We start from the raw sequence: 12,090 nt of genomic DNA on the forward strand, positions 1-12,090 counted from the left end.
TATTGCTCGCAGTCGATGCTCACTCGAGGAGCCAACTCAACAGCGCCTTCTGTGCGTGCAGCCTGTTTTCGGCCTGATCAAAGACAATCGAGTGGTCGCTTTCGACGACTGCGTCGGTGATCTCTTCGCCGCGGTGGGCCGGCAGGCAGTGCATGACCGAGGCGTCGGGGGCGTGCGAGAGCAGGTCCGCGTTGACCTGAAAGCCCTGGAAGTCGTTCATGCGGACGTCGCGTTCGTCCTCCTGGCCCATGCTGATCCAGACGTCGGTGTAGATGATGTCGGCGTCAGCGACGGCTTCGGTCGGATCGGTCGTGATCGTTGGATCGCCACCGAGGTCGCGGGCGCGCTCGAGGACATCGTCGTCGATAGCGTAGCCCTCAGGCGTCGCGACGGTCAGATCGAGGTCGGTCAGCGCAGCGCCGACCGCGAACGACTGGGCGACGTTGTTGCCGTCGCCGACCCAGGCGACCGACACGTCCTCGAAGCCGCCCTGTTGCTCGCGGATCGTCAGCAGGTCCGCGAGCGTCTGGCAGGGGTGGGCGTCGTCGGTGAGGCCGTTGACGATGGGGACCGAGGCGTACTCCGCCAGCACCTCGATGTTGTCGTGTTTGAACACGCGCGCCATCACCGCGTCGACGTAGCGCGACAGCGTTCGCGCGGTGTCTTTCAGCGGCTCGCCGTGGCCAAGCTGGATGTCGTCTTCGCCAAGGAAGACCGCGTGGCCGCCGAGTTGGGTCATCCCCGTCTCGAAGGAGACGCGGGTGCGCGTACTCGGCTTCTGGAAGATCATCCCCAGGGTCTGGCCCTCGAGGTCTTCGTGATCCTCGCCCGCGTGTTGGGCGCGTTTGTACGTCTCGGCGCGCTCGAGGACCGTCTGCAGTTCGCTCGCAGAGAGGTCGTCGATCTCGAGGAAGTGTCGCAACTCTGTCGCTGTCGAATCTGATGCTGTCATTCGTTGGCTCCTCCACACAGTGTTTGGGAAACGCGTTCTAAGATTTCGACCGCCTGATCGAACTCCGAAAGCGAGAGGCGTTCGTCTGGCGCGTGATCGAGGTCGGAGTTGCCCGGGCCGTAGGTAGCTATCGGGCAGTCCCACGCACCGGCGTAGATGTTCATGTCGCTGGTTCCAGTTTTCCGGACCAGACGCGGGTCTTCGCCCACGTCGCGGATCGCGACGCGGAACGCTCGAGCGACCGCCGTTCGCGGGCTCGTCATCACGGGCGGGACCGTATCCTTCCAGGTGACGGTCCCGACCTCGAGTTCGGCTTCCGCGGCCTCGCGGACGGTTTCGACAGTGAGGGCTGGGGGGACGCGCAGTTGGACGTCCATCGTCGCCTCGACGGAGAGGCCGTCCTCGCTGATCCCGCCGTCGATGTCGACCGGTTTGGTCGTCACCTGCTCGAAGATGGGTTCGTACTCGTCACCTTCGAAGCGGTCTTCGACGGCTGACCACCAGCGAACGGCGTGCTGGATGGCGTTCGGGTCTGGCCGAGACGTGTGGCCGGACTCGCTCGTCGCGACGTAGGTGCCGGCGATCAGGCCTCGATAGCCGAGCGTGATTCCGTCGGTTCCGGACGGCTCGCCGTTGACGACGGCGTCCGGCGTCGCATCGCGGTCGTCGACCAGATAGCGTGCGCCTTTCGAGTCGACTTCCTCGCCGACGACGCCGACGAACGAGACGCCCGTTCGGACGGCGGCCGCGGCCATCGCAGCGAGCGGTCCCGTCGCGTCGACGCTGCCGCGGCCCCAGAGAACGTCTTCGCCGGTCTCTTTGGCGATCTCGGCGGCGACGTCGTCCTCGTCTGCTGGGTTGACCTCGACCGGAATCTCGCCGGGGACGGTATCGATGTGCGAGGTCAGCAGTACCGAATCGTCCGCGGGCGCACGGACGTTGCCGACCTCATCGATCCAGACCTCCCGGTCGTGGGCCTCGAAGAACTCGACGAGTCGCTCCGCGGCCGCGTGTTCCTCGCGAGAAAGCGAGGGGATCGAGACAAGATCGATCAACAACTGTCGTGCGTCCGCGGACGAAACGTCGGACGAATCGGTGGTGCTCGCGTTCATGATTCAGCCTCTGCGGCGTCGGGCGCGATGATCTCGGTCAGCGCCGCGACGATCTGGTCTGCCTCCGACTCGTCGATTACAAGCGGCGGCAGCAGGCGCAGGACGGTCCGACCCGCCGGCAGCGCCAGAATCTGGTGATTGATCGCCAGATCTCGAGCGACGCGGTTTGCCCCGCGTTTCAACTCGAGGCCGATCAGCAGTCCCTCGCCGCGAATCTCGCGGACCTCGTCGCCGAGGGCATCCTCGAGTTCACTGGTGAGATAGTCGCCCATCTCGGCGGCGTGGGTGGGCCATTCTTCCTCGACGAGCGTCGAGATGGTCGCGTGGACGGCCGCGGCAACGACGGGGCCGCCGCTGAACGTGGCGTTGTGCGAGGCCGCGCCGTCTGCGATCCAGTCCGCGACGGCGACGGCACCGACGGGCAGGCCGTTACCGAGGCCCTTCGCGGTCGTGAGGATATCGGGCGTGACGCCCACGTTTTCGCAGGCCCACATCGAGCCCGTGCGGCCCATGCCGGTCTGGACCTCGTCGAAGATGAGCGCCGCGTCGGCCTCGTCGGTGACCTCGCGAGCGGTCTCGAGGTAGCCCTGCGGGGGCACGTTGATCCCGCCTTCGCCCTGAATCGGCTCTAAGATCACGGCCGCGGTCTCGTCGTCCACGGCGGCCGCGAGTTCCTCGCTATCGCCGTAGGGGACGAACTCCACGTCGCCGGCGAGGGGTTCGAACGGCTCCTTGTACTTGTCTTTCCAAGTGGCCGCGAGCGATCCCATCGTTCGGCCGTGGAACGAGCGGGTCGCTGCGATGATCTTCGAATTTCCTGTGGCCGAGCGGGCGAATTTCAGTGCGGCCTCGTTGGATTCGGTTCCGGAGTTACAGAACCAGGCCTGATCCAGTCCGTCGGGTGTCGCCGCCACGAGCGAGGCGTAGGCGTCCTCTCGGGACTGGACGGGGAACGAGGAATCGACGAACGTCAGATTTCCGACTTGCTCTGTGACAGCGTCGACAACGGCAGGGTGGGAGTGCCCGAGCGGCGTGCACGCGAAACTCGCGCCCGCGTCGAGGTAGTCCGTTCCGTCCGCGGTATAGAGCGAGACGCCCTCGCCGCGCTCGAGACCGATCGGCTTGCTGCCGGAGACGAAATCGTGGTCGCTCATTGGTCGACCTCCGTCGCTGCGTTTTCAGCGTCCAAGACGCCGGGCTCGAGCGTCGTGCCCTCGCCCTCGAGTGCGCTCGTGATCGGTGCGTCCGCGTTCGCCGACGCGACGATAACGGACGAGGCCCCGCCCTCGAGTGCCTCTTCGGCGGCCATGACCTTCTTCGTCATGAACCCTTCAGCGGCGTCTTTGACGCCCTCGAACTCTGCAGGGGTCGCAGCCGAATCGATCTTCGTCGACTCGTCGTCGGGGTCTTCGTAGATCCCCGACACGTCCGTGAGGACGACGAGGTCTGCCTCGAGTGCGCCCGCAATTGCGGCCGCGGCGCGGTCGGCGTCGGCGTTAACTGCCGTATAGCCGCCTTCCTTCTCCTTGCCCAGCATCGGGACGGAGACGACAGGCGTGTAGCCACCCGCGAGGACGGTCTCGAGCAGGTCGGCGTTGACCGATTCGATCTTGCCCGAGTGATCGCCACGTTTGATCTTCTTCTTGCCATCCTCTTTGACGCGGACGGCGGACTTGCGCTTGCCCTCGAGCAACTTTCCGTCAGTACCCGAGAGGCCGACCGCGTTCACGTCGAGGTTCTGCAGGCTCTCGACGAGGTCCGTGTTGAGCTTGCCCGGCATCACCATCTTGAACACGTCCATGGTGTCCTCGTCGGTGAACCGGCCGACGACGCCGCCGGGCGTCTCGACGTAGGTCGGCTCTTCGCCGAGTTCCTCTAAGGTCTCGTCGACGGCGGTCGAGCCGCCGTGGGTGAGGACGACATCTTCGCCCTCGGCGACGAGTGCTGCAACGTCGCTGAGTGCTCCTTCGGGGTCGACGGCGCGTGCGCCGCCGATTTTCACTACTACCGTCATGGTGCCCCCACGGGGTGTAGTCCCGTAAACTCGAGTCCGGCCGTCTCCTCGAGCCCGAGCGCGATGTTGGCGGCGTGGACGGCCTGTCCCGCCGAGCCTTTCATCATGTTATCGATGGCCGAGAAGACGACGATGCGTTTGTTCGATGGGTCGAGTTCGAAGCCGACTTCGGCGAGGTTCGTTCCGGCAACCGCTTTGGGTTCCGGATATCGATAGACGCCGGAGCCACCGGCGGCCATGCGGACGAACGGCTCGTCCTCGTAGCAGCCGCGATACGCTTTCCAGAGGTCGCCCTTCGAGACTGGTCCCGATGGGAAGACGTGACTCGTCGCGCTCGCACCGCGGATCATGTCCACGGCGTGGCAGGTAAAGGCCACCGAGGTGCCGAGGAACTGCTCGATCTCGGCCTCGTGGCGGTGGCCCGTCGGCGCGTAGGGACGAACGACGCCCGAGCGTTCGGGATGACTCGAGGCCTCGCCGCCGCCGGCCCCGCCTTCGGAGGAGCCGACTTTCACGTCGACGACGACCTGTTCTCCCCCCTCGAGAATCCCGTGCTCGAACAGCGGGTACAGCCCCAGAATCGTCGCGGTGGCGTTACAGCCGCCGCCGGCGATGAGGTCTGCGCCCGCGAGGTTTTCGCGGTTGATCTCGGGGAGTGCGTACTCGGCCTTCTCTAAGTATTCCGGCGCGCTGTGGCCGTCGTACCACTCGTCGTACTGCTCCTCTGTATTGAGGCGGAAGTCAGCCGAGAGGTCGACGACGGTGTCAGCGATGTCGAAAAAGTCGTCGACCTGTCCCATCGAGACGCCGTGTGGCGTCGCCGCGAACAGCACGTCGACGCTCTCGAGATCCTCGGGTTCCGTAAACCGAAGGTCCATGCCGCGAAGCGGCGGGTGGACAGAGCCGACGCTCTTGCCGGCTTTCGACCGGCTCGTGACCTCGGCGATTTCGACGTTCGGGTGCCCAGCGAGCAGGCGAAGTAGTTCGCCGCCCGTAAAACCCGAGCCGCCGATGACCGTCGCGGTGACGGTGTCGGCGCTCTCGTCGGTTGCTCCAATCGCCATCAGGCGCTCACCTCGAGTTCGTCGTCGGCCGCAGCAGCGGCCTTCTGCTCGAGCCAGTCGACGACGGTGCCGGCGATGTCGGTCTCGACGGCCCCGTCGAGGGCCTTGAACTCGACCGTGTGGTTGACTTCGTGAACCGTATAGCCATCCTCGGTCTCCATCAGGTCGATACCGAGCAGACCGCCGCCGACGGCGTCGCTGGCCTTCTGTACCAGCGCTTTCGCTTCCTCGTCGGGTTCGAAGACATCAGTCTCTGCACCCTTCGCTGCGTTGGTGATCCAGTGATCCGAGGAGCGGACCATGCCGGCGATTGGCTCGCCGTCGGTCGCGAGCACGCGAATATCCTGTCCGGGTTTGTCGACGAACTCCTGGACGTAGAACACCTTGTGCTCGTAGTGGCCAAGGGTCGCCTTGTGCTCGAGAATGGCCTCTGCGGCGTCGGGCGAGTCGATTTTCGCCATCAGGCGACCCCACGATCCCACGACGGGTTTGAGGACGCACGGATAGCCAAACTCCTCGATGGCGTCCATCGCGGTCTCTTTCGTAAAGGCGACTTTCGTCGCGGGCGTGGGTACGCCAGCCTGCTCGAGTGCGAGGCTGTTTTTGACTTTATCGGCGCAGATATCCGCGGTCTCGTGGCTGTTGATCACCGGGATGCCGTACGCCTCGAAGAACTGCGTGGCGTACAGGCTCCGGCTGGTGGCGAGACAGCGGTCCACGACGATGTCGAGGTCCGCGAACGCCTCGGGGGCCTCGCTAATGTCGAACGTCTGTTTGCGAACGTCGATCTTTTCGACCTCGTGATCGCGCTCGCGAAGCTCGTTCAACAGCAGCTTCTCGTCCTTGCGAATACGGGAGTAGAGTATTCCTACTTGCAAGGTTACTCACCCCAGTCCTCTTCGAGCTCCGGGGCTCGCTCGAGGACTGGCGGCTCGGTGTCGACGACTTCCAGTTCGGCTCCGCACGTGGTACAGTCAACGATCTCTCCAACTTCCAGATCGTCGTGCAGGGACACTTCTGCCCCACACTCGACGCATTCGGTCATTGTACTCCCCACTCGGAGCCGATATCCCTTAAAGCCTTCGAACTTAACAACAAAATTACACGATACGTACTATCCTCTAACGGTGAAAGCGCCCTACGTTACGGCGATTTTAAACTGACATATCATGTGGTAGGTAGTATGTCCCCGGGCGGGGACCGCCGCGGTCGCGGCTGTGCGTGTCGCCCGCCAGACAGCGCTGCGGTGTGACCAACTGCGCGCTCACACATACTCGGTCACCTCCGAACGCAGCGCCTCGTGGGTGTCCTCGAGCGCGCCGGCTGTCTCCTCGAGCATCGCCTCGTCGGCTGCCAACGCGTCGCGCCCTGACTCGAGTTGGTCGGCAACGGCGTCGGGTGCCGGGCCGCCCTGAGAGTCGCGACTCGCGACGCTTTCGACGGGATCGAGTGCGTCTTCGACCGCTGCGGGGTCGACGAACGACTCGAGGGAGTCACCGAGAACGTCCTGGGCAGCGGCCTCGAGGGCGTCGTAGTCCGCGCCATTTTCAGCAGCAACAGCCACCATTTCGTGGGCTGTGCGGAACGGAAGGCCGTTTGCCGCAAGCAGGTCCGCGACGCCGGTTGCGGTAGAGAACCCTTCGCCGGCCTCGGCAGCAAGTGCCTCCTCGTTCCAGTCGGCGGTTGCGACCGCGCCTGCGGCGACTTCGCTCGCGTCGGTGACTGCATCTACGATGTCCCAGGCGTGGGTCGTCGCACGCTGCAAGTCGCGGTTGTACGCACGCGGGAGTCCCTTGAGCGTCGTCGTCAGTCCTTGAACGCTCCCCGCAGCGTCACCCGCGACTGCGCGAACTAACTCGAGCGTATCGGGATTTTTCTTCTGGGGCATGATCGACGAGGTCGAGGCATAATTGTCGTTGAGGTCGACGAAGCCGCGATTCGCGAAGATGATTACGTCTTCTGCGATCCCCGACAGGGTCGTCGCGTGCGTCGACAGCGCCTGGGTCGTCTCGAGCAGGAAGTCCCTGCTCGAGGAGGCGTCCATCGAGTTTTCCACCACACTGTCGAAGCCAAGCAACTCGGCGGTGCGTTCGCGGTCGATGTCGAACGTGGTGCCGGCGAAGGCTGCTCCGCCGAGTGGCGATTCGTTGATCCGGTCGTAAGCGGCAAGCAAGCGCGCCGTATCACGACGCACGGCCCCCTCATACGAGAGCGCCCAGTGGGCGACCGTAATCGGCTGGGCGGGCTGGAGGTGGGTGTAGCCGGGCATCACCGTCTCGGTGTGCGAATCGGCCACCTCGAGCAGCGCCTCGCGCAGTGCGAGCGTCGTCTCGATTGCCTCGAGGATGTCCTCGCGCAGGCGATAGCGGATGCAGGTTGCGACTTCGTCGTTACGCGAGCGCGCGGTGTGCATCTTGCCGCCGTCGTCGCCGATGCGTTCGATGACGGCCGTTTCGATGGCCTCGTGGACGTCCTCGCCGTCCGGCAGGTTCTCGTGGCCGTCGACTTCTATCGTATCGAGAGCGGTGAGGACCTCACCCGCCGTCTCGGCGTCGATAATCCCCTGCTCGGCGAGCATCACGACGTGTGCGCGATCAACCTCGAGATCGGCCTCGAAGATTCGCCGGTCGGCTGCAAGCGAGGAGAGGAAACTCCGGGCTGGGCCGCCGCTGAAGCGGTCTCGTCGGACGACGCTGTCGCTTCCTGCGTCGCCGCTGCCGTCGGTTTCGAGCGCCGGTTCGTCGTCACCGTCGTGAGTGCTCTCCTCGGTCATGGTCTTACTCGTCGTCCGTTCCTACGTCGGACACGTCCGACGAGGATCCGCTCGCTTCGCTCGCGTCACCGCTCCCGTCCGTTGCGACCTCAACCTCCTCGTCCGCGTTCGCCGCAATCGCCTCGTTCGCGAGACGGCGCTGGAAGCCGTGGTACTTCGCGACGCCGGTTGCGTCTTCCTGGGTGATCTTGCCAACCGTCTCGGTGTCGAAGGAAGCGTGCTCGGCCGAGTAGGCCGCATAGTTGCTGTCGCGTGCAACCGGACGGGCCTGGCCGCCTTCGAAGCGGATCGTCACGGTGCCACTGACGCGTTTTTGGGTGTCAGCGATGAAGCCCTCGAGTGCGCTCACGAGTGGCGCGTCGACGAGGCCTTCGTAGCCTTTCTTCGACCACTTCTGGTCGATGAGCTGTTTGAACTCGCGTTCCTCTTGCGTGAGGACGAGGCCCTCGAGTGCTTCGTGGGCGTTGAGCAACGTTGTTGCGGCTGGGTGCTCGTAGTTCTCGCGAACTTTCAGGCCGAGCATGCGGTCTTCCATCGAGTCGGTGCGGCCAACGCCGTAGGCACCGGCGACCTCGTTCAGGTGCTCGATAAGCTCGATAGGCTCGTACTCCTCGCCGTTGACAGCGACGGGATAGCCCTGCTCGAACTCGATTTCGATCTCTTCGCTTTCGCCGGTTGGTGCGTCGGTCCAGTCGTAGATGTCCTCCGGCGGGACGTAGCTCGGGTCCTCGAGATCGTCGCCTTCGACGGAGCGACTCCAGAGGTTGGTGTCGATCGACCAGTCGCCGCCGCTGCCGCCTTCAACTGGTAGGTCGCGCTCGTCGGCGTACTCCTGTTCCCACTCGCGGGTGAGGCCGAGTTCACGCACGGGCGCGATGACTTCCAGATCGGAGTCGCGCCAGACGGCCTCGAAACGAAGTTGGTCGTTACCTTTGCCCGTACAGCCGTGGGCAATGCCAGTACAGTCCTGTTCTTCGGCGACCTCGAGAATCGCTTTCGCGATGACGGGGCGAGCGAGTGCCGTCCCGAGGGGGTAGCCCTGGTACGTCGCGTTCGCTCGGACGCTATCGAAACAGAGATCCGCAAATTCCTCTTTCGCGTCGACGACGTAGTGTTCAAGATCGAGGGCCTCGGCGGTTTCTTCTGCTTCGTCGAACTCTTCGGCCGGCTGGCCGACGTCGACGGTAACGCCGATAACCTCATCATATCCATACTCCTCTTCGAGCAGCGGAACACAGACAGTCGTGTCAAGGCCGCCCGAGAACGCAAGTGCCACGCGGGTCATATCGTACTCGAGTGAAACGGAAGGATGAACTTAAACACGTTGGTTTCAAATTCGTAAAATATCGACAGAGCGCTTGCTACGCAAGAATTCGACGTTTTCTGAGTCAGTCGAACGATGAATCAAACCGGACGCGAGGGGTGAAAGAGAGTACGGGCTCGGGGGCCCGCCGCGGTCGTCGTGGTCGCCGTCGAAGAGACGGAGTCCTGTCGGTGGCGACGGCAGCGGACGCGTAGCCGACAGTACGACTCATTGGTAGGGCTATACCACTTACGTCTATTAAAACTTGCCCGGCTGGCAAGTCTTACAGCAGGAACTGTGTCTCGACTCGAGTGTGTGGCGCTGGCGAGTCGGTGTTCACTCGTCGGTCCCGGTGTCGTCGCCGTTCGTGTCGTCTGTCTCGGACTCGGTCGTCCCGGGTGACGTTGCGTCTCCAGTCGCCTGCTCATCGCCGTCGGGAAGCGAAAGCACGTTCTCGCGACCGATTCGGAAGACCTCGATGTCGTCGTCTTCGCGCAGTCCGCTGACGACCTGACTCGTCTTGGCCTCAGTCCAGTCGAGTTGCGAGACCACTTCCTGTTGTTTGATCCGACCGCCACGCTGCTCGAGCAGTCGGAGGACGCGTTCTTCGTTGCTCAGCAGTTCCGGTGGTGGTTCGGTGACGGATTTGGCGGGATCGGGCTGTGCCTCTGGCCCTGACGCGGCTGTTTCTTCCGGTTGTGTCACCTCTGTGGGGCCGACAATGCCCGTGTCTCTGAGCCACCAGCCGACAGCGGCGACAACGACGAGCAGTACCAGCGCAGCGGCGACGATCAGCCATGGCATGGCTGGATTGGGTTCGGGGTCAGGATCGGGCGATTCCGGTTCCGTCTCAGCCTCGTTCGTATTGCCGTTCTCGATCATGACGACGGTTGGTGGATCACTGGCGAAATCGACTTCATCGCCGTGCCAGAAGACGCTTTCTGCAGTTGCTTCGTCGGTGTCGTCCTCGGTGTCTTCGTCGCCGTTACTGATGACGTACCCCGCAGGCGGGAACAACTGCATCGTCGTATCCTGCATGAGCGTCATGCCCGTCAGCGACTCGTCGACCTCGAGGCGGTTGAGTTCGCCGTAGGCGAATGCGGTCCACTCGAACGAGATTTTGACGTGACCCAGGTCCTGTGGTGCGGAACTGGTATCCGTCTCAATCGAGAGATCTCTGATCTCCATCTCTCGCTCTGTCGCGTTCTCGCCTTCTGCTTTCGTGTTGTTCCAGGCGCTTCGCTCTGCCTCGGCGTACTCCTCAGTGTTCGTCTCGATATCGTCACGGAGCGTCTCCCAGTTCGACTCGGAGTTGTTCTCGAATCGGTAATCGACCTCGAACGTCGCCGAGTGGTTCTCGTGAACGGATACGACGATATGGATCTCGCTGGCATCGGTGAGCCGATCACTCCCGGTCTGGTCGTCAGGGACTGCGTTGCCATTTTCTGTTTCGTCTTGTATCTGTCCTAGCGAGATATCGCCTTGAGCAGGTGCTCCTGGTCCAGTGTCCACTGGCTCTGCCGCGACGACCGGCATGACCGCGAGTGAACACCCCGCAAGCACAACCACAAGCACGCAAAGCAGGGCTCGAAGCCCCTTCCCCTCCATCACATGCAACTGCTGTTGCCGACTAAATAGGTCTTTCCGACCACGTCGGTGCGTTTTTTACACTGGTCGGAGCAGATAACCGTATGAACGATACGCGCGCCGAACTCGAGGTCGAAACGCTCCTGAAGATCGTCCTCGGGCTGATCGCGGTGTTGCTCGTCCTCGAGATCATCTCGATGGCCTTTGCCATCGTCAGCATGCTCATCCCCGTCATCTTGCTGGTGATGGCGGTCCTCATCGTGTTGTGGCTGCTTGACCGTATCTAAGCCGATTTTCACGCCGCGTCGTCAGTAACCTCCCAGAGCGTCACACTGATACCCGATCCGCGGGTAGCTGGAGACGTGTACAGCGTCACCGTACCGATCCCCGGTCGCGTCCGCCAGCTTGCACACGAGCTTCACCCGGACCTGCTCGGGTTCGAGACCATCCGCGAGGAGCATTCGTGTCTGCTCAAACGGCTTGGCGACGTCGACCACGTCTCCCAGTTACAGCATCGAACCACCCGCGCACTCGAGGGTACATCCGCTGTCGACGCCGAAATTACTGGTATCGACTACTTCGAAGACCCGCCACTCGGCGCTGCTCCCGTCGTCTACCTCGCCGTCGAGAGTCCCGGCCTCGAGGCGCTTCATGCGGACCTTACCGAGACGTTCGCGCCCATCGAAGGTCTCGAGGGCGAGGATTACGTCCCCCACGTCACCCTCGCGCGCGGTGGTGACGTGACGACCGCAAAGCGTCTCGCTGACCGCGAGATCGAGCCGATGTCGTGGACGGTCGACGCACTCGAGTTCTGGAACGGAGCTACGAAGTTGCCAGTGAGTCGGGTGTCGTTGTCAGCGTAGCAAACGGCCAGAAGCTATTATTGGGCAGTGTCACAACTGCCGGTATGCACCGACGCTCGTTTCTCGCGCTCGCTGCGGTCACACCGCTTGCCGGCTGTACGTCGCTGCTCGGCGGCGGCGTCGACACGACGCTGAGTGAGGGTGAACTCGTCGAGTTCGACGCCGATGAGGGTGCCGAACTCACCGTGACGGTTGACGTTGTAGAAATCGAACAGCCCGGCGACGACGATGACCTGACGACCGATGAGGCGGACGTCGAACGCGACTCGGTCGGCTTCCAGATCCGTCATGATGAGGAAGGGGTCGTCGATACGTGGTCGGTCGAAGACACTGAAGAGTTCGATATCACAATCGAACACGGCGGATCCCACTCTGCAATGGTGATGAGCGGCGAGGCTGACGTCACGATTAGCTAATCTCGC

13 protein-coding genes are annotated in these 12,090 nt (G+C 63.3%); 3 read left to right on the top strand and 10 right to left on the bottom strand.

Annotated elements, in window-relative coordinates; translation table 11 throughout:
* Nucleotides 1-19 precede the first annotated feature (19 nt).
* From argF to B2G88_RS13950, 10 genes are all read right to left on the bottom strand, one after another.
* Nucleotides 20-952, bottom strand: coding sequence for an ornithine carbamoyltransferase (argF, locus tag B2G88_RS13905; RefSeq protein ID WP_087715103.1), 933 nt, complete (start codon nucleotides 950-952; stop codon nucleotides 20-22).
* Nucleotides 949-2,064, bottom strand: a complete 1,116-nt coding sequence (locus tag B2G88_RS13910; protein ID WP_087715104.1) for a [LysW]-lysine hydrolase — start codon at nucleotides 2,062-2,064, stop codon at nucleotides 949-951. The genes argF and B2G88_RS13910 overlap by 4 nt, the downstream gene beginning before the upstream one ends.
* Nucleotides 2,061-3,218, bottom strand: a complete 1,158-nt coding sequence (locus B2G88_RS13915) for an aspartate aminotransferase family protein (protein ID WP_087715105.1) — start codon at nucleotides 3,216-3,218, stop codon at nucleotides 2,061-2,063. The genes B2G88_RS13910 and B2G88_RS13915 overlap by 4 nt, the downstream gene beginning before the upstream one ends.
* Nucleotides 3,215-4,078, bottom strand: coding sequence for an acetylglutamate/acetylaminoadipate kinase (locus B2G88_RS13920; RefSeq protein WP_087715106.1), 864 nt, complete (start codon nucleotides 4,076-4,078; stop codon nucleotides 3,215-3,217). Before B2G88_RS13920 ends, B2G88_RS13915 begins: the two co-directional genes overlap by 4 nt.
* Nucleotides 4,075-5,142, bottom strand: coding sequence for an N-acetyl-gamma-glutamyl-phosphate reductase (gene argC / locus B2G88_RS13925; RefSeq protein ID WP_054863623.1), 1,068 nt, complete (start codon nucleotides 5,140-5,142; stop codon nucleotides 4,075-4,077). Before argC ends, B2G88_RS13920 begins: the two co-directional genes overlap by 4 nt.
* On the bottom strand, nucleotides 5,142-6,020 hold the full coding sequence (gene lysX, locus B2G88_RS13930) for a lysine biosynthesis protein LysX (RefSeq protein WP_054863624.1): 879 nt from the start codon (nucleotides 6,018-6,020) through the stop codon (nucleotides 5,142-5,144). The genes argC and lysX overlap by 1 nt, the downstream gene beginning before the upstream one ends.
* 2 nt (nucleotides 6,021-6,022) lie before the next feature.
* The gene (gene lysW, locus B2G88_RS13935) at nucleotides 6,023-6,187 is read right to left on the bottom strand and encodes a lysine biosynthesis protein LysW (RefSeq protein ID WP_005554620.1); all 165 of its coding nucleotides are present in this window, start codon (nucleotides 6,185-6,187) and stop codon (nucleotides 6,023-6,025) included.
* Nucleotides 6,188-6,406: 219 nt separating this feature from the next.
* Nucleotides 6,407-7,915, bottom strand: a complete 1,509-nt coding sequence (gene argH, locus B2G88_RS13940) for an argininosuccinate lyase (protein WP_087715107.1) — start codon at nucleotides 7,913-7,915, stop codon at nucleotides 6,407-6,409.
* 4 nt (nucleotides 7,916-7,919) lie between these two features.
* The gene (locus B2G88_RS13945) at nucleotides 7,920-9,200 is read right to left on the bottom strand and encodes an argininosuccinate synthase (protein WP_087715108.1); all 1,281 of its coding nucleotides are present in this window, start codon (nucleotides 9,198-9,200) and stop codon (nucleotides 7,920-7,922) included.
* A gap of 354 nt (nucleotides 9,201-9,554) precedes the next feature.
* Entirely contained in the window at nucleotides 9,555-10,826 is a 1,272-nt protein-coding gene (locus tag B2G88_RS13950; RefSeq protein WP_245835401.1) for a helix-turn-helix transcriptional regulator, read from the bottom strand.
* Between the two features lie 83 nt (nucleotides 10,827-10,909).
* Between B2G88_RS13950 and B2G88_RS13955 the strand changes: the two genes are divergently transcribed.
* The 3 genes from B2G88_RS13955 (at nucleotide 10,910) to B2G88_RS13965 (ending at nucleotide 12,084) form a co-directional block, all read left to right on the top strand.
* Nucleotides 10,910-11,092 (top strand): DUF7554 family protein, encoded by a 183-nt coding sequence (locus B2G88_RS13955; protein ID WP_054863625.1) that lies wholly within the window; start codon nucleotides 10,910-10,912, stop codon nucleotides 11,090-11,092.
* Between the two features lie 75 nt (nucleotides 11,093-11,167).
* Entirely contained in the window at nucleotides 11,168-11,668 is a 501-nt protein-coding gene (locus B2G88_RS13960) for a 2'-5' RNA ligase family protein (protein ID WP_054863626.1), read from the top strand.
* 44 nt (nucleotides 11,669-11,712) lie between these two features.
* Nucleotides 11,713-12,084, top strand: a complete 372-nt coding sequence (locus B2G88_RS13965) for a hypothetical protein (protein ID WP_054863627.1) — start codon at nucleotides 11,713-11,715, stop codon at nucleotides 12,082-12,084.
* The last annotated feature ends 6 nt before the right edge of the window (nucleotides 12,085-12,090 follow it).

This window comes from Natronolimnobius baerhuensis (genome assembly GCF_002177135.1).
Classification (GTDB): Archaea; Halobacteriota; Halobacteria; order Halobacteriales; family Natrialbaceae; genus Natronolimnobius; species Natronolimnobius baerhuensis.

Bases quoted from the DNA above. Each gene is read 5' to 3' on its own strand.
- B2G88_RS13965 (WP_054863627.1), top strand. From the start codon at position 11,713: ATGCACCGACGCTCGTTTCTCGCGCTCGCTGCGGTCACACCGCTTGCC.
- B2G88_RS13920 (WP_087715106.1), bottom strand. From the start codon at position 4,078: ATGACGGTAGTAGTGAAAATCGGCGGCGCACGCGCCGTCGACCCCGAA.
- B2G88_RS13915 (WP_087715105.1), bottom strand. From the start codon at position 3,218: ATGAGCGACCACGATTTCGTCTCCGGCAGCAAGCCGATCGGTCTCGAG.
- lysW (WP_005554620.1), bottom strand. From the start codon at position 6,187: ATGACCGAATGCGTCGAGTGTGGGGCAGAAGTGTCCCTGCACGACGAT.
- B2G88_RS13945 (WP_087715108.1), bottom strand. From the start codon at position 9,200: ATGACCCGCGTGGCACTTGCGTTCTCGGGCGGCCTTGACACGACTGTC.
- B2G88_RS13910 (WP_087715104.1), bottom strand. From the start codon at position 2,064: ATGAACGCGAGCACCACCGATTCGTCCGACGTTTCGTCCGCGGACGCA.
- argH (WP_087715107.1), bottom strand. From the start codon at position 7,915: ATGACCGAGGAGAGCACTCACGACGGTGACGACGAACCGGCGCTCGAA.
- B2G88_RS13950 (WP_245835401.1), bottom strand. From the start codon at position 10,826: ATGGAGGGGAAGGGGCTTCGAGCCCTGCTTTGCGTGCTTGTGGTTGTG.
- argF (WP_087715103.1), bottom strand. From the start codon at position 952: ATGACAGCATCAGATTCGACAGCGACAGAGTTGCGACACTTCCTCGAG.
- argC (WP_054863623.1), bottom strand. From the start codon at position 5,142: ATGGCGATTGGAGCAACCGACGAGAGCGCCGACACCGTCACCGCGACG.
- B2G88_RS13955 (WP_054863625.1), top strand. From the start codon at position 10,910: ATGAACGATACGCGCGCCGAACTCGAGGTCGAAACGCTCCTGAAGATC.